The 16,068-nt window shown below is 48.0% G+C and carries 14 protein-coding genes; all 14 read left to right on the top strand.

The genetic code is table 11. The annotated features are described in order from the left end of the window. Nucleotides 1–105: 105 nt before the first annotated feature. The 14 genes from OB236_RS03095 (at nucleotide 106) to OB236_RS03030 (ending at nucleotide 15,935) form a co-directional block, all read left to right on the top strand. On the top strand, nucleotides 106–1,476 hold the full coding sequence (locus OB236_RS03095; RefSeq protein WP_262682678.1) for an ABC transporter substrate-binding protein: 1,371 nt from the start codon (nucleotides 106–108) through the stop codon (nucleotides 1,474–1,476). A 96-nt stretch (nucleotides 1,477–1,572) separates the two neighbouring features. Further along, on the top strand, nucleotides 1,573–2,439 hold the full coding sequence (locus OB236_RS03090) for a carbohydrate ABC transporter permease (protein WP_262682677.1): 867 nt from the start codon (nucleotides 1,573–1,575) through the stop codon (nucleotides 2,437–2,439). Beyond that, nucleotides 2,436–3,269, top strand: a complete 834-nt coding sequence (locus OB236_RS03085) for a carbohydrate ABC transporter permease (RefSeq protein ID WP_240415140.1) — start codon at nucleotides 2,436–2,438, stop codon at nucleotides 3,267–3,269. Before OB236_RS03090 ends, OB236_RS03085 begins: the two co-directional genes overlap by 4 nt. 100 nt (nucleotides 3,270–3,369) lie before the next feature. Beyond that, complete coding sequence (gene cysC, locus OB236_RS03080) at nucleotides 3,370–4,002, top strand: adenylyl-sulfate kinase (RefSeq protein ID WP_262682675.1); 633 nt, start codon at nucleotides 3,370–3,372, stop codon at nucleotides 4,000–4,002. Next, complete coding sequence (locus OB236_RS03075; RefSeq protein ID WP_262682673.1) at nucleotides 3,999–5,426, top strand: sulfatase family protein; 1,428 nt, start codon at nucleotides 3,999–4,001, stop codon at nucleotides 5,424–5,426. The genes cysC and OB236_RS03075 overlap by 4 nt, the downstream gene beginning before the upstream one ends. Nucleotides 5,427–5,435: 9 nt before the next feature. Beyond that, complete coding sequence (locus tag OB236_RS03070; protein ID WP_262682672.1) at nucleotides 5,436–6,620, top strand: Gfo/Idh/MocA family protein; 1,185 nt, start codon at nucleotides 5,436–5,438, stop codon at nucleotides 6,618–6,620. Between the two features lie 279 nt (nucleotides 6,621–6,899). Then, nucleotides 6,900–7,706, top strand: coding sequence for a sugar phosphate isomerase/epimerase family protein (locus OB236_RS03065; RefSeq protein ID WP_076229548.1), 807 nt, complete (start codon nucleotides 6,900–6,902; stop codon nucleotides 7,704–7,706). 60 nt (nucleotides 7,707–7,766) lie between these two features. Continuing rightward, nucleotides 7,767–9,164 (top strand): sulfatase family protein, encoded by a 1,398-nt coding sequence (locus OB236_RS03060; protein ID WP_262682670.1) that lies wholly within the window; start codon nucleotides 7,767–7,769, stop codon nucleotides 9,162–9,164. Nucleotides 9,165–9,313: 149 nt separating this feature from the next. Beyond that, nucleotides 9,314–10,318 carry a Gfo/Idh/MocA family protein gene (locus OB236_RS03055; protein ID WP_262682669.1) on the top strand — a complete coding sequence of 335 codons (1,005 nt, stop codon included), beginning with the start codon at nucleotides 9,314–9,316 and terminating at the stop codon, nucleotides 10,316–10,318. 34 nt (nucleotides 10,319–10,352) lie between these two features. Then, nucleotides 10,353–11,741: a sulfatase-like hydrolase/transferase gene (locus OB236_RS03050; protein ID WP_262682668.1), complete on the top strand. Its 1,389-nt coding sequence runs from the start codon at nucleotides 10,353–10,355 to the stop codon at nucleotides 11,739–11,741. 68 nt (nucleotides 11,742–11,809) lie between these two features. After that, nucleotides 11,810–12,751 carry a carbohydrate ABC transporter permease gene (locus tag OB236_RS03045; protein WP_262682667.1) on the top strand — a complete coding sequence of 314 codons (942 nt, stop codon included), beginning with the start codon at nucleotides 11,810–11,812 and terminating at the stop codon, nucleotides 12,749–12,751. A 12-nt stretch (nucleotides 12,752–12,763) separates the two neighbouring features. Then, complete coding sequence (locus OB236_RS03040) at nucleotides 12,764–13,585, top strand: carbohydrate ABC transporter permease (RefSeq protein ID WP_262682665.1); 822 nt, start codon at nucleotides 12,764–12,766, stop codon at nucleotides 13,583–13,585. A gap of 86 nt (nucleotides 13,586–13,671) precedes the next feature. After that, on the top strand, nucleotides 13,672–15,159 hold the full coding sequence (locus OB236_RS03035; RefSeq protein WP_262682664.1) for an ABC transporter substrate-binding protein: 1,488 nt from the start codon (nucleotides 13,672–13,674) through the stop codon (nucleotides 15,157–15,159). A 380-nt stretch (nucleotides 15,160–15,539) separates the two neighbouring features. Next, a complete protein-coding gene (locus OB236_RS03030; RefSeq protein WP_262682663.1) occupies nucleotides 15,540–15,935 on the top strand; it encodes a DoxX family protein in 396 nt (131 codons plus the stop codon). Nucleotides 15,936–16,068 lie beyond the last annotated feature (133 nt).

The raw sequence follows: 16,068 nt of genomic DNA, 5'->3' as shown, positions 1-16,068 counted from the left end.
TTTGTCATCCGAAACTGGTAACGCTTACGAAGTCAGTTTTCTTCGAAAACTTGGTAGATGCTTACGAAGTAAGTTTTGTACCAAAACTCTAGGGAGGTCAAAAAAATGAGTCGAGTCAGGTTCTTAACCGTCTGTTCTTACGCAGCACTGATAACAACCGTAATTGCAGGCTGCAGTACACAACCCCAAGCACAACCGGCTGGCGGTTCAGCCCCGGCCCCGGCCACAGGTACTCAACCGGCTGCACCCGCTCCGGCCGCAGCCAAACCTGCTGAACCGGTTACCCTTACCCTGTTAATCGGATCGACCGGAACACCGTACCCAGCTACGCAGGCCGTAGCAGCAGAAGCGGAGAAGAAGCTGAACATCAAGATCAAATTTGACATTAAGCCGGACGGTACGGAAGGCGACAATCTGGTCAAGACACGTCTGGCTACAGGGGATATGGCGGATATTCTTTACTATAATTCGGGTTCCCTGCTGAAGGCGTTGAATCCTGAAGAAAACTTCGTGGACCTGACGAAGGAGCCATTTATGGCTAACCTACTCGATTCCTATAAAGAAACCGTTTCCTCCAATGGCAAGGTTTTTGGCGTCCCAGGCGGCTCATCGAATGTCGGCGGTATTCTGTACAATAAAAAAGTGTACAGCGAGCTTGGCCTCACCGTACCGAAATCATGGGCGGAATTCATCGCAAATAGCGATAAAATCAAAGCTGCCGGCAAAACGGCAGTCATCGGTTCTTACAAAACGACCTGGACTTCACAGCTCTTCGTGCTTGGCAATCAATATAATATTCAGGCTCAAGCACCTAATTTTGTGGCGGATTACACAGCCAATAAAATGAAATATGCAACTACACCCACAGCGCTTCGCGGCTTTGAAATGACAAGTGAAGTGTTCAGTAAGGGATACATGAACAAGGATTTTCTCGCGACAACCTACGATAATGGACTGAAAATGCTTGCTGAGGGTACAGGCGTACAGTATCCGATGCTGACTAGTGCGATCGATGCATTGGCTCAAAATTATCCAGATAAGGTAAAGGATATAGGCGTATTTCCAACACCAAGCGATAATGCCAGCATCAACGGCTTTACGGTTTGGATGCCGAGCTCCTACTACATCAATAAGAAGAGCAAAAATGTGGAGGCGGCCAAGAAGTTTTTGGATTTCATCATGTCGGCGGATGGACAGAAGGCTTATATGACCAAGAGCAAAGCGAATGGTCCCTATGTTATCAAAGGAAGCAAGGTTCCTGACGATGCCTTTGACGGCATCAAAGACATGCAGCCTTATTTTGATAACGGCAAAACCGCACCGGCATTGGAGTTTGTATCCCCCGTCAAAGGGCCGAATCTGGAAAGCATCCTGATTGAGGTCGGTACAGGCCAAAAGTCTCCTGCGGATGGTGCTGCCGATTATGACAAGGACGTCAAGAAGCAAGCCCAGCAGCTTAATCTTCCAGGCTGGTAAGTGTAAGCCAGTTAAGCCCCTATTGTATATGATTTGATTAAATGGACCGGCCCTGCAAGAACTTTGCAGGGCCGATTGTGTAAGGGAGCGATCATAATGAAAGTGGTGCAGAACCGGATGTATTCGTATTTATTTTTATTGCCTGCAGGCATTATTTATTTTGTATTTTATTTGCTGCCAACGATCATGTCATTTTTTTTCAGCTTGACGAGATGGACACTGACCAAATGGCAATTTATCGGATTTGATAACTATGTGATGTTCTTTGAGGAATCTTCTTTGAAAATCGGGTTTAAAAATACACTGATCTTTGCCGTTGTAACTTGTGGATTAAAAGTAGTACTTGCTCTCTTGCTTGCCACACTGCTGACCTCGAAGATCTGGTTCAAGGATTATTTTCGCTCGATGGTGTTTTTCCCGACGCTGCTCAGTACGATTGCGGTGGGGATCGCCTTCAGTACGATGATGCATCCTACGCAGGGTGTCATCAATGCAGGTCTCGCAGCGATAGGGATCAACGGTCCTGATTGGCTTGGGAATACGAAGCTTGCCCTGTTATCGGTTGCTTTTGTGGATGTATGGAAAGGCGTCGGCATCGCCACGGTTATTTATATTGCTGGCATCATGTCGATTCCCCAGCACTATTATGAAGCCTTGAAAATGGATGGGGGCAACGCGATCAGGGGGTTTTGGCATATCACATTGCCTCTCAGCAGGCCGGCCATGAATTCTGTCATTATTTTGGCCTTCATCGGGGGTTTGCGTACCTTTGACCTGATTTGGGCGATGACCAAAGGCGGCCCCGGATTTTCCACGGATTTAATCGCTTCTATTATTTATAAACAGTATCAGGCTGGATTTTACGGTCTTGCTACAGCAGGGAATGTCATTCTGTTCATCGCTATCATGCTCTTGGCTTTCCCATTGTATATGTTTCTGAATAGAAGAGAGGTAGATTTATGAACAGGATAGCACAAAAAACGACGATCAGTATCGTGATGCTGCTGCTTTCAACGGTGATATTCTGGATTCCCTTTTATTTTGTCATTATCAATTCGTTTAAATCTCCTACAGCAGCGGCTGATATGAATATGTCCTGGCCCACAAGCTTTCATATTATTGACAATTATACAGCCGTATTGACAGCTACCGATCATATGCTGGTTCGTGCTTTCGGTAACAGTACGCTGCTTACGCTGTTGTCGGTTACAGGCTTGGTCTGCGTCAGTTCATTGGCAGGCTTTGTGCTGCAGCGAAGGGAGAAAGGAAAAGCGGCCTCGACCTTCAATTTCCTGGTGCTGGCGGGGTTGATGATTCCACCTGCGGTGGTACCGACGATTTGGGTGTTGAATTCCATTGGCTTATTCAAAACCTTGCCAGGGCTTACGCTAGTAGAAATTGCGTTGCATTTTCCGTTCTGTGCGATTTTGTATAAAGCCTTTACCGCAACGATCCCGCGTGATCTGGACGAAAGTGCGTTCATTGATGGATGTGGCGGCTTCAAGCTGTTCACGCATATTATTTTCCCTTTGCTGAAGCCTGTTTCTTCAACTATTGTTATCATTCAGGCGGTCAGTGTGTTCAATGATTTTGTAAATCCGTTGTATTTCTTGCCCGGGTCAGAGAATGCAACCGTGCAGCTGACGCTTTACAATTTTATGAGCATGTACCTGACCTCATGGAACTTGCTGTTTGCGGATGTCGTGCTGATCTCGCTTCCCCCGCTCATTATGTTTCTTTTCTTTAACAAGCAGATTGTCGCGGGTATGACCGCAGGCTCGGTGAAAGGATAATGACCGATTCGACCACTCGAATGGCTGAATGGACAATGATATGACGGCGGAACCCCTTTACAATAGAGATAATAAAAGGAATGGAAAAGGGGGAGCGTAGATGGACAGCTCTTGCGGTCCTGTGCTTTGGTTCACGGGCCTGTCAGGTTCCGGTAAGACAACAACCGCACAGCATGTTTATGAGCGACTCATTGCAGCGGGGAGAAAGGTTGAGCTGCTGGATGGGGATATGATTCGTTCGATGATTTGCAAAGGTCTTGGATTCAGCAGGGAGGACCGCTTGGAAAATATTCGCCGGATCGCCTATGTGGCTGATCTGTTGGCTCGACATGGTATTACGGTGCTCGTTTCCGCCATTACACCCTATCGTGAAATGAGGGAGTACCTTAGAGCTCATGTTGCAGGATATGTGGAAATTTATGTAAAATGCTCCCTTGAGATCTGTGAGCAAAGAGATGTCAAAGGGCTATACGCCAAAGCAAGACGTCAGGAAATCGCCATGTTTACAGGGATTTCTGACAGCTACGAGGAGCCGGAACAGGCGGACCTTATTATTGACACGCAGCAGCATTCGTTAGCTTCCAATGTGATTCAAATTATCGAATGGCTGGATGGTCACGTATGGGAAACAGAATCGATGCAGAGTCTCAGCTGTGTTGCAACTGGTCAAGAGATAGGCGAGCAGCCAGGCTTGGAGGCAACTCATCATAAATCGGAAGGGGATCACGGATGAAGATCATCATGATCTCGCTGGATACGCTTCGCGCTGACAGGCTGGGCTGCTACGGGTATGGTAAACCGACAAGTCCGCATATCGACCGAATCGCTTCGGAAGGCGTACTCATGGAGCGTGCCTATGCGGCCGATATTCCTACCGAGGTTGCACATTCCGCCATATTTACAGGGAAAATCGGTCTGACGTCAGGAATCATTTCCCACGGCTCCGATCTGGCTTACCTGCCCAAGACAGTAGAGTGGCTGCCTTCGATGCTGAAAGCCTCGGGTTTTGTAACTGGCGCCGTTGATAATCTGTACAACATGAAGGAATGGTTCGCACGCGGCTATCGGTACTATATCAACAGCTCGGGTAAGAAACGGTGGATTGACGGCAGAGCGATTAATGATTTGGCGCTGCCCTGGATTGAGGAGCATAAGGAGGAGCATTTTTTCTTATTCCTGCATTACTGGGATGCGCATACCCCCTACCTGCCGCCGGATGACTACCTTCAAGACTTTTATGGGAAAGAAAGAGACCCCTATCAGAAGGACAACACGAGTATGAACCAGGCGTATGCGCACGCTGCTTATCCTTTTTTTAAGCATCACCATTACACTAAGCTTGGCCCTGTAACGGATGCTGAATATGTAAACGCTCTCTATGACGCAGAAATTCGTTATTTGGATGATTTGCTGGGTGAGCTGGACGAACATTTGCTGAATCTGGGCATCCGTGAGGATACACTGTTGATCCTTTTTGGTGACCATGGAGAGAGTCTTACGGAGCATGACATCTACTGGGATCATTGCGGATTGTATGAGCAAACGGTGCATGTGCCTCTGATACTGAGATGGCCAGGACATATTCCGGAAGCAATGCGGGTGAAGGGCTTCGTTCAGCATGCCGATTTGCTGCCTACGATATTGGAAGCCGCAGCGCGGGCAGCTCCGACGGGTATTGATTTATCCGTGCTGCATCCGCCTGATGGATTGGATGGGCACAGTCTATGGACATCCATTCACAGCGAGGCTGAGGGGACGATGCGTGAGGTGTATTTGAGCGAATGTGCCTGGCAGGCAGCGCGGGCTGTCCGAACCGAGCGTTATAAGTTCATCCGTTATTATGATTCAGGCCCTTTTCAGCGACCTCCAAGAGAGCTGTATGATCTTAAGGAGGACCCAGAGGAACAATGTAATGTGGTTGATAAGCATCCTGAACTGGCAGCGGCCCTGGAGCAGCAGCTTGATGATTTTGTAGCCCTAAAGCTGCAGGGTAAGCCCGATCCGATGATGCGGCAAATCGAAGAGGCTCAACTTCCATTTCGGCGGCGGATCGAGACGATCCTGGGAGCGGTCGGATTAACATGGGAGTCGTGGATCGCGAACCCGCAGCAAGAGCGCTATGACGAATTGGAGAAAGCCTATGCCCTGAAAGATTAAAATTCTAAAATGAAATTCACTATGAAAGGTGGTGCAGTCCCTGCTTGCCCTCATTACGAGCAGCTTGGGGCAGGTGACGGGATGCGTAAAATGGCTTTGAAAATTGGAATCGTAGGTATGAACGGGATTGGCATGCGTCATGCCGAATGTTATTCAAGTGACCCCCTAGCGAATGTAATCGCTGTTTGTGACGTCGTTAAGGAACGAGCTGATAAAGCAGCAGACAAATACGGTGTCACCGCTTATTACAGTTTGCAGGACATGCTGCAGCAGGAGCCTGATTTGCAAATTGTCGATATCACGACGGGCGGCATCGATAATGGGAGTTGGCATTTTGAGCCCGCTATGCAGGCAATTGCAGCAGGCAAGCATGTATTGATTGAAAAGCCATTGGCGAACGATATCCATGAAGGCAGAGAGCTGGTTCGGTTCGCAGCCGAGAAAAATGTATATTTGGGAAGCAATCTGAACCACTATTTTACAGCTCCGGCGGAGAAAGCGCGGCAATACATCGATTCGGGAGATATCGGGGAAACCGTATACTGCCTGCACAAAATGGGCTTCAATGGTGGGGAGGCAATGTACAATCCACCCAAATCTCCAAAGGATAAAGGGCAGCCTTATTTTCATATGAAGGCTTTTCTAACCCATCCATTCAGCGTTATGCGCTATTTTTGCGGTGATATTACACACATCCAGACGTTTTCCAATCAGGCCGGCTTTCGCAAAAGCGCCAGCGATATTATGGTCTCCATTAACAGCATCCATGTGAAATTTGCAAGCGGAGCTGCGGGTTATCTATTGAGCCAACGTGGTGATGCGACCTATGGCTTGGGCGGCTGGTGGAGCATGGAGGTCGGTGGAACGAAGGGAACCTTCTGCATTGAAAATTGTGTGGAAAAAGTGTCCTATTGGAGGGCTCAGCCGGGTGTTCCTGTCATTGGTGCGCATCCAGAGCCTGAGGTAACGGAATCAGGTGTTACGGAATTTAATACGACCTTTAACAACAGGCTGCATGCGTTTCTTGAGGATATTAGCAATGGCGTGCCAAGAGAGCACATTCGCGCTTCCGGCAGAGACGCACTGGCTGTGCTGGAATACACCTTTGCCGTGATTGAATCGTATGAACAGGGCGGTGCCGTGGTTAGGCCTCACCCGCTGCCGGCGTTTCATGGTGATCCATTGGTGATGTAGTGGAGAAATAAAAGTACGGTGAATCAGTTCTGCTGCGCGACCGAAGTATTCTTACGATTGCTGTTGTTTCCGGATTTTTCTTATTACATAAGACATTTATTGGTGAAAATCCGGAAACAAAGGCACCGCTTCGCTATCTCCAGAACACCACGGTCGCTCCGCTCAGGGTTCGCCGAACTTTTAAATGATTGAGTGATTAGAGATATTAAGGGCTTCACTTCAAAAGCAGTGCTTGATTAAACACGGCAGTAAAAGCCGAAAAAGGGAGAGTGTAGGAATATGATAAAGCTTGGTGTCAATTCGGTATTGTTTAAGGAATTTGATTTTGCGACGGCTGTGCGTCACATTGCGCTTAGTGGCTACGATGGGGTGGAGATTTCGGCCATCGAAGGCATGTGCGAGCATTTGGAGCTTACGCGCTGGAAGGAGCAAGCAGCTGAGCTGAGATCGATTGTTCAAGAGAACGGTTTAAGTTTTCTTTCGATGGAGTTTGGAAGCGTCAAAGATGAACAGAGACTGTTGAGCGCTTTTGAGGCAGCAGCAGAAATTGGGATTCCGATCATTAATATCGGACCGGGTGGTAAATCCGGTGTAGAAGAGGATGTGCAGCGCTCGATCGATATGCTGCAGCGGATGTCGGAACAGGCGGCCTCCTTTGGAGTGACTTTATGTGTGAAGGCGCATATTGGCAATGCCATCCATGACACGCCGACAACGCTCAGGGCGATGTCCGAGGTATCGTCTGCCGCATTTGGCATCGATATGGACCCCAGTCATATTTTCCGAGCCAACGAAAATCCAGAGGAAGCGCTGCCTGCTGTTATCAGCAGAGTCAAGCATGTTCATATCCGTGATTGCAAAGGCCGTGAGCAGGGCCCGGGACCGATTGAGCTGCAGGCTTGCGGGCGCGGCGACATCAATCTGTTTGCTTACTGCAAAGCGATGGCAGACAGCAGCTATAACGGACCTGTTGTACTTGAGGTTATCGGTGCCAAGCCGGAGCATTCACTTGCCCAAGTGTCCATAGTCGCTGCAGAAACCTACGGGTATTTGAACGCTTGCCTCCGACAGCTTGGCGCACGTTAATTAGATCCGAATGATCATCATATTTAATAAATTTATCATAAATATAGGAGAGTGAACGGAATGTCCGGTTCTACAAAAAAGCCTAATCTGATTCTGTTCGGAATTGACAGCCTGCGTCGTGATCGAATGAGCTCTTATGGCTATGGCAAGCTGACAACTCCGCATCTGGATAAGCTGGCTGGCGAAGGGGTGCTGTTTGAACAGCATTTTAGCCCCAGTATCCCCACCACCCCTGCTTATGCCAGTATGCTGACTGGCAAGGATTGCTTTGGTACCGATGTAGTCGCACTGCGGCACAAAGGAGCAGTAGGGGCAAAGACGCTGCCGGAGGTGCTTGGCGAACTCGGCTATAACACGACCTGCGTCGGTTTTACAGGGAATCCATCGTCGCGAGGCTTTGATACTTATCTGGATTACGAAGCCTGGCTGCCAGGCGAATCAGGAAGGTGTCCGAAGGCTGAAAACCTGAACGAGGTGGCCATTCCCGAGCTGAATCGCTTGGCTGAGGATGACAAACCATTTTTCCTGTTTCTTCGCCATATGGACCCGCATTCTCCCTATTTGCCACCGAAGCCCTATGAGCGTATTTTTTATGGGGGCGATGAGATGGACCCATCCAACCCTTCCATGGAGCCGGTCTACAGCTTCAAGCCATTCGCCGATTTTCTCAAATCATGGATTCCGGAAGGCGTGACCGATGAAGCGTATGTGAATGCCCAATACGATGGAGCAGTTGCCTATATGGATGCCTGCATTCAAAATTTGCTCCAAACCGTAGACGCTTTGGGACTTACCGAGGATACGCTGATCGTGGTGACGTCCGACCATGGCGAAACGCTGTATGAGCACGATTGTTTTTTCGATCATCATGGCTTGTATGACTGCACTCTGGTTGTACCACTAATTATCAAATATCCGGGTAAAGTACCCTCAGGTAAAAGAGTGACAGATGTCACGGTTATCAGTGATATTATGCCAACGATTCTGGAATTGATGGGAATTGATGAGCAGCTGGAGCCGGACGGTCAAAGCCTTGTACCTTTCATACATGATGATCCGGGACGCAGAGTTAGTGAATTGTATATTACGGAGTGCACCTGGATGCGCAAGCACGGATGGCGAACGCCGCATTGGAAGCTGATTCGTGCGCTGGAGCCCGATTTCCATTTTAAACCGGAGGTTGAGCTGTACAATCTGATTGAGGACCCGCAAGAAAATAACAATGTGGCCGAGCAGGAACCGGAAATTGTGGAGCTGCTCACGGCAAGAATGGAAGCCTATATCAGCAAGCGAGAGGAGCAGACAGGGAGAACCAATCCGATGTATACAAATCTTGGCTGGCATGGCAAGGGTGACGCTCCTTTTACATCCTCGCAGCAGGCGTATGATACTTTATATATCGGTGATTCCCGCAATGCCCGAGCTCTTCAGGCCAAAGAGCTTAATAAGAGCAAATAACGAGTGGACCATGCCGCCCGCAATATTGCGGTGCGGCTATTGTTTATGAGCAGCAGTGATCAATTTATAGCAGTACGGTAAGCAGTCGGCTAAAGAGATGACAGCTGTATATTTTCACATTCACGCATGTTCAGGGAGGGTTCATCTATATGATTCGTGTAGCTGTGGTTGGCGTCAATAACATCGGGAATATACACTGCCGTTACTATGCACAGCATCCGGATACGGAGCTTGTTGCTGTCTGTGACTTAATGGAGGATCGAGCCAAAGCGGCTTCTACAGCCTTTGGAGTCAAAGCTTATACAGACCTCAGAAGATTGCTGGACACCGAGGAGATTGACATGGTTTGCGTAGCGACAGGCGGTGAGGAAAAGGGCAGCCATCATTATGAACCCGTGATGCTGGCTATCGAGGCCGGGAAGGATGTGCTGGTCGAGAAGCCGATCTCCAACCGGATTGAAGAAGCCCGGGCCATGGTGAAAGCAGCCGCAGCCAAGGGCGTACGTTTTGGCTGTAATTTGAACCACCGCTTTACTCCGGCTGCCGAGAAGGGCAAGGCTTGGATGAAACAAAATCTGCTGGGTGCCCCGCTATTTATCAATATGAGACTGTCGATTGATAACAAGGCCGATTTTACGGAATGGTTTCATATGCGAGCGCTTCATCCTCATTCTATAGATGTTATGCGTTATTTTTTCGGTGACATCAAGCGAGTGCAGGCATTTATGAATAAAGCTCCGGGCCGAACCACCTGGTCCAACGCAAGTATCAATCTGGAGTTTGTCAGTGGGGCTATCGGTCATTTGACTGGCAGCTATGACATGTCCATGCTCCACCCCATCGAATGGTGCGAGGTGGCTGGAACAGAAGGACGGTTTGTCATCGAAAATGTATACGAAAACATTACCCTGTATCCACGTCAGAGCAGTGAAACCATTGTGGTGCACAATTCGATTATGAGAGGCATGCAGGGCTTCAACGATACGTTCCGCAACCGGATCGAACGATTTATCGAGCAAATTAAACAGAAAGCTGCTCCTGAACAGATTGAGGGCTCAGGCTTGGAAGCATTGGCAGCCCAGGAGGTCATCGAAGCCGCAATCCTATCCCAACAATCCGGCGGCCATGTGATCGAGGTGCCGAGCAGCCCATAAAGGGACCCTTTGGAAAGGAAGGAGCGGAGACGCTATGAAATCCCCAAACATTTTGTTTATTATGCTCGATCAGCTGCGTTACGATTGCATCGGTTATAGCGGAGCTTATCCGGTTCATACCCCGAATATCGACCGATTGGCCGCGGAAGGGGTTTGGTTCTCGAACGCTTTTACACCTATACCCATTTGCTGCCCATCCAGGCAAGCCTTGATTAATGGTCGAAGGCCCGAAACCTTCGGAGCACTGTGGAATTTCAAAAACGGACTCCGCATCCCGGCGCTTGAGTCAACGGAATATGCTTGGCCCAGAGAGCTCCACACGTGCGACTATACCAATGTATTTCTTGGTAAATGGGATGTTCATCCCGATCTGTCTCCCTTGGAGTACGGTTATGACACCTATATCGGATTTGAGGGGTACAAGGAAATGCTGGCGCAAGCATACCCTGATATCCGCTATGAAGCTGGATTTTTTGGAGAACGTGATCCCGTTCCTGTAGAGTGCTCCAAGACGCACTGGCTGGCGGATCGAGCATGCGAATCGATCCGTGAGCTGACATCAGGGGATCATCCCTGGTACATTCAGCTGAATTTTACCGAGCCTCATCTCCCGTGCAGACCGTCAGGCAGCTTCGCAGATATGTACCGACCTGAGGATATTCCGATTTGGAGCAGCTTTAACGAAACCTTTGCCAATAAGCCATATATTCAGAAGCAGCAGCTTCACAGCTGGCGGATTGAAGACTTTACATGGGAGGAATGGGCACCTATCGTGGCCCGCTATTATGGTGTCATCAGTCAGGCGGATGATGCGATAGGCAAAGTGCTTCAAGAGCTGAAGCAAACGAATACCTACGACGATACCCTTGTCATTTTTACCTCCGATCATGGCGATATGTGCGGCTCGCACCGGATGATCGACAAGCATTACGTGCTCTATGACGATGTGGTCAAGGTTCCGCTGCTTATCAAATACCCCGGGATAGCGGCGCAGGGACGTGTATGCGACCAGTTTGTCTATAATATGCTCGATTTGCCACCAACATTGCTGGAAGGGCTGGAATTGCCTGTACCCTCATGGTTCCATGGCAGATCGCTTATTCCATTATTGAATGATGAGTCTGTTCCCGACTGGAGAAAGGAGATCGTTTCCACCTACAACGGGCAGCAGTTTGGATTGTATACGCAAAGAATGCTTCGCACTGCGAACTGGAAATATATCTGGAACACAACGGATATCGATGAATTATATGATTTGGCGCACGACCCTGACGAATTGATCAATCGTATTTATGACCCTGGCTGCAAGAAGCTGATCCAGACCTTCAGAAGCCTCTTATATGAGCGGCTATGCGCGGAAGGCGATGGCTTGGTGCAGAGTGAATGGATGCGGAATCAACTGCTGGACAATAAGAAGCTGTAGCTGCTCACGTATGGGAGCGGTTAGTCATTCATTTCAATTCAGGTGTACCTGAGAAAGGAGAAGGCACAATGACAGAACCCCATTCGGGTACAGCTATCAACCGACCTGCGACAGATTTGGCATTGAAACAGAGGAGGAAGCTGACAAGATACATCATCGCCTACTCCTTCCTGGTGCCAATTTTTGTTTCGATGGGTTTGTTCAAGTATTATCCATTTTTTACGGCTATAATCAAATCGCTTTATCAATGGAACGGGGCAAATTTGAATACGTTTGTTGGCTTGGATAACTTCGTCAAGCTCGTTCGCGATCCGACCTTCTATGCTTCTCTTAAAAATGTCACATTGCTAACGATCAGCTTTGTCATCATTCAGCTGACTTTACCGTTGTATGCCGCTGTTGGCGTCTTTCATTCCCATAAAAAGCTTCAGCATGCGTATCGCTTCTTATTCCTCGTTCCGATGGTTGTTCCTTACATCATTATCTTTTTGTTGTGGCGATGGATCTATTTAAGTAATGGCGTTCTGAATACACTGCTAAGACAGCTAGGTCTGGACTCCTGGACCCACGCATGGTTGGGTGATAGTACGACAGCTCTGGCGTCCATTGTATTCGTTAATTTTCCCTGGATAGGTGGTATTTACTTTCTCATCTATTTGGCGGGACTCCTTACCATTTCTCCCGAGCTGTATGAGGTGGGGAAGCTGGACGGTATGAACGGCTGGCAGCGCTTTTGGTATATCGAGCTGCCTTTACTCCGTAATCAAATCAGGCTTGTTGTCATTCTGGCCTTCATTCATCAATATCAAAGCTTCGAAAATGTGCTGGTCCTGACCAACGGAGGTCCAGGGTTTACGACGCTGACCCCTGCCCTGTATTTATATAAAAAGGGCTTTGAGTATAACGAGCTGGGGTACGCGTCTGCTATCGGCGTGATGATTTTCCTCATTCTTATTCTATTTACCTTTGTCGCGAACAAAGCAATGAAACAAACGGAAAAGCTGGATTAAGGGGAAATGAGCATGCGTAAATTAACTTATGGAGCTGCTGCCAACCAGCTGATTTTATGGCTGCTGGTCGCATTAACCTTGTTTCCTTTTTATATGCTGCTGATGAGCTCTGTGAAGTTTCAGGATCAGATTATTCACAGCTTTTGGACTCCGGCATTCCCGCTGCACGTTGATAATTATAGTGGTGCGTTCAAACAAACATGGCCGTTTATTATGAATTCGATTCTGATTACATCGGGCATTATCGTCTGCGTGCTCATCAATTCGACACTTGCGGGTTATGCATTTGCGAGATTCAGCTTCCCAGGCAAAAAAATATTGTATGCGCTTATCCTCATGCTATTGATGGTGCCCGGGTTTTTGCTGCTGATTCCTCAATTTATTTTGTTCAAAAATCTTGGCTTGCTTAACACGCACTGGGCTCAAATTTTTGGACCGATGGCTGGGGCTTCCGCTTTGGCAACGATGCTGATGAGGACTTTTTTTGAGGGGATATCCAGAAGCCTATTGGAAGCCGCCGAGCTGGAGGGTGCAGGTGATCTGAGAATACTCTGGCAAATGGTGCTGCCGCTGTCTCAGCCCATCATTGCGACGGTGGCTATCATGAATGCACTAACCGGCTGGAACAACTACATTTGGCCTCTGGTCGTGACCTCGGGGGATCGGGCTCGCCCAATCATTTTGGCGCTGAGCAATATCAAAGGACCGCTCGATCAGGTGCAGGGAATGCAATTTGCAGGATACGTTATCGCCTCGGTGCCTATGCTGGTCTTGTTTGTGTTCGCCACTCGATCCTTCATCAGCGGGATCACGTCTGGTGCGATGAAGGGGTAGTACGTACGGGAACTAAAAAGAAGTGATGGTGCGAAGAAACGAATGTAGGTAGGCTTACGATGTAGACAAAGGAAGGGTGTTGAACCATGTTTGCAATATTACGCAAGGAGCGAACGTCTTACAAGCTTCTAACGTTTGGATTAGCATTTACGTTTATGGCTGCCGGGTGTACCGGGACTCCGTCGGGTGATGCTGGCTCCAGTAATCCAGCGGGGGGCTCTACAACGGGTACAGGTGCCAAGACCGAGCTTAACGTCATGTTTACGACCGAGGCGAACGGAGATCAGACCGAGCAGCAAATTTGGGAAGAAACGGTGAAGATGTACGCGCAGAAAAACCCGAACGTGAAAATCAACTTACAGCTGCAAAATTTTGGAGGTGTGGAGCAGCATCGGGCATGGGTGACAACACAGCTGATCGGCGGTACCGCACCGGATTTGTTCACAACCCGATATATATGGGATCAGGAAGATCTGAAGAAAGGTCTTCTTATGGATCTGACGCCTTTTTACAGTAAAAAGAATGATTATCTTGGTGGCAAGTCCTGGGATGAAGTATTTCCCAAATCTGTATTGCAGCGTTTGATCGGAGATAATAAAACCTATGCAAGCGTGCCGGCCAGCATCGATTCTGTACGTATTCTTTACAATAAGGAGCTGTTTGCCAAAGCCGGTATCCAGAACGTACCTGCAACCTGGAACGAGTTTCTGGACATTCAGGATAAATTGAAAAAATCAGGGGTAACACCATTTGGTTTTCCAAACACAAAGCCTGGGGATTACAACTACAGCTGGACCACTCGCATCCTGACAGAGGAGCTGATTGCAGGACAATATGAACAGATGGATGTCAGGCATAACGGCTTTATCGAAGTGAATGAGTATACCCGAGCTGTGGATCAAGGAATTGTCGATATAACCCGCTCTCCTTACAAGGATGTGTTCCCTATTATTAAAAATTGGAGTCAATATTGGTCGAAGGGCTATAATGGCATCGATTTTAATACGTCGACGGACATGTTTTTGCGTGGGGAAGTTGCGATGATTATGAGAACCTCCGGACAGAGCAAGGTGCTGTATGAATCCAGCGCGCGCAAGTTTGAGATGGCTGCCTTTCCGCTGCCGTATTTGACCAAAGAAAACCATCCTGATGCCATAGGCAAGCTAATGGAAATCGGTGGTGTGCCCGCGGGCAATATGGCCATTCCCAAATCGATCAAGCCGGAGAAGCTCGATGCAGCCATTGATTTTATGGCTTTTGTAACCTCAGCCCAGATTCAGGGCCTGCATGCACAGAAGCTATACCGGACTCCAGCCACCTCGACTGCGGATCTTCCGGATAACCTGAAAGGATTTGCCTTTGTAGGTGATCCGATGAAGCTGAACATTTATGGCGGCGAGGTCGACAAAAATGTTACGGAGAACAATCAGAAGCTGGGCCAGCTGTATCTCGAAGGCTCATTACCCTTGGACAAATATTTGAATGATCTGAAAAAGGTAATGCTGGACGGAGTGAAGCAAAAGAAGGAGGAGAACAAGTGGAGCGCCGATAATAACTACGGGATTCAGAAATAAATATGGATAAGCTTAAGTATGCTTAAGTAGGAACCAGATGGGCTTGATCTGCAAGGAGCAGAGCTGAAGGCATCTCAGCAAGCTAAGCGCTGCGCCTAATAGATCAAGCCATGTAAGATTTAAATTGTTGTTGACAAACATCCACAAATCATATATCTTTAATTAAAGATACTTAATAGTGAGATAAAAGGAGGTTAAGCTCAATGATCATGCATTGGAAAACGGCGGAGAACGCGACATTCAAGCAGGAGATCAAAACCGATCTCTTAGCATACAGAAAAGGTGCTTCTGTTATCAGTTAGCAAGCATATTTGTTATTTCTCTGTCATATATCTTAAAATTAAGAATATTAAATTAAAACTAATTGGAGGCTGGTTGTTATGGTAGCATGGGGATTATTATTAATTCGTTTGGTTGTTGGTTTGTTGTTTGTCGGTCATGGAGCTCAAAAATTGTTTGGATGGTTTGGTGGCTATGGCCCCAAAGGAACAGGTGGCTGGATGGAGTCGGTTGGTATTAAGCCGGGAGTTGCTATGGCAGTTATCGCCGGGTTGATGGAACTGCTGGGAGGATTACTGTTCGCTATAGGCTGGCTGACCCCTGTTGCCGCTATTCTGATTGCTGCGACAATGCTTGGAGCCTTCAAGGTTCACGCGAAGAACGGTATTTGGGCTGCAGCCAATGGCTATGAGTATCCATTAGTTCTTATTGCCGTTGCAGTCGGAATCGCTTTAACCGGAGCTGGCGCCTATTCATTGGATGCCCTTTTTAAATAATGATCAAGTTATGATAATCGCACTCTTCAGACCTCGGGTCTGATGGAGTGCGATTATTTTATGCGGGCATGTCACATAAAATTGTTAAATAGTTCCCATACTACAAGAACGAAATAACACGGGGAGGAATTGA

This window comes from Paenibacillus baimaensis (genome assembly GCF_025567575.1).
Note: the sequence above shows the minus strand (reverse complement) of the source record. Positions and strands in the feature narration are given on the sequence as shown.

Coding starts and splice junctions, on each gene's coding strand:
- OB236_RS03055 (WP_262682669.1), top strand. CDS start 9,314: ATGATTCGTGTAGCTGTGGTTGGCGTCAATAACATCGGGAATATACAC.
- OB236_RS03085 (WP_240415140.1), top strand. CDS start 2,436: ATGAACAGGATAGCACAAAAAACGACGATCAGTATCGTGATGCTGCTG.
- OB236_RS03065 (WP_076229548.1), top strand. CDS start 6,900: ATGATAAAGCTTGGTGTCAATTCGGTATTGTTTAAGGAATTTGATTTT.
- OB236_RS03045 (WP_262682667.1), top strand. CDS start 11,810: ATGACAGAACCCCATTCGGGTACAGCTATCAACCGACCTGCGACAGAT.
- OB236_RS03090 (WP_262682677.1), top strand. CDS start 1,573: ATGAAAGTGGTGCAGAACCGGATGTATTCGTATTTATTTTTATTGCCT.
- OB236_RS03040 (WP_262682665.1), top strand. CDS start 12,764: ATGCGTAAATTAACTTATGGAGCTGCTGCCAACCAGCTGATTTTATGG.
- OB236_RS03030 (WP_262682663.1), top strand. CDS start 15,540: ATGGTAGCATGGGGATTATTATTAATTCGTTTGGTTGTTGGTTTGTTG.
- OB236_RS03070 (WP_262682672.1), top strand. CDS start 5,436: ATGAAATTCACTATGAAAGGTGGTGCAGTCCCTGCTTGCCCTCATTAC.
- OB236_RS03050 (WP_262682668.1), top strand. CDS start 10,353: ATGAAATCCCCAAACATTTTGTTTATTATGCTCGATCAGCTGCGTTAC.
- OB236_RS03095 (WP_262682678.1), top strand. CDS start 106: ATGAGTCGAGTCAGGTTCTTAACCGTCTGTTCTTACGCAGCACTGATA.
- cysC (WP_262682675.1), top strand. CDS start 3,370: ATGGACAGCTCTTGCGGTCCTGTGCTTTGGTTCACGGGCCTGTCAGGT.
- OB236_RS03060 (WP_262682670.1), top strand. CDS start 7,767: ATGTCCGGTTCTACAAAAAAGCCTAATCTGATTCTGTTCGGAATTGAC.
- OB236_RS03035 (WP_262682664.1), top strand. CDS start 13,672: ATGTTTGCAATATTACGCAAGGAGCGAACGTCTTACAAGCTTCTAACG.
- OB236_RS03075 (WP_262682673.1), top strand. CDS start 3,999: ATGAAGATCATCATGATCTCGCTGGATACGCTTCGCGCTGACAGGCTG.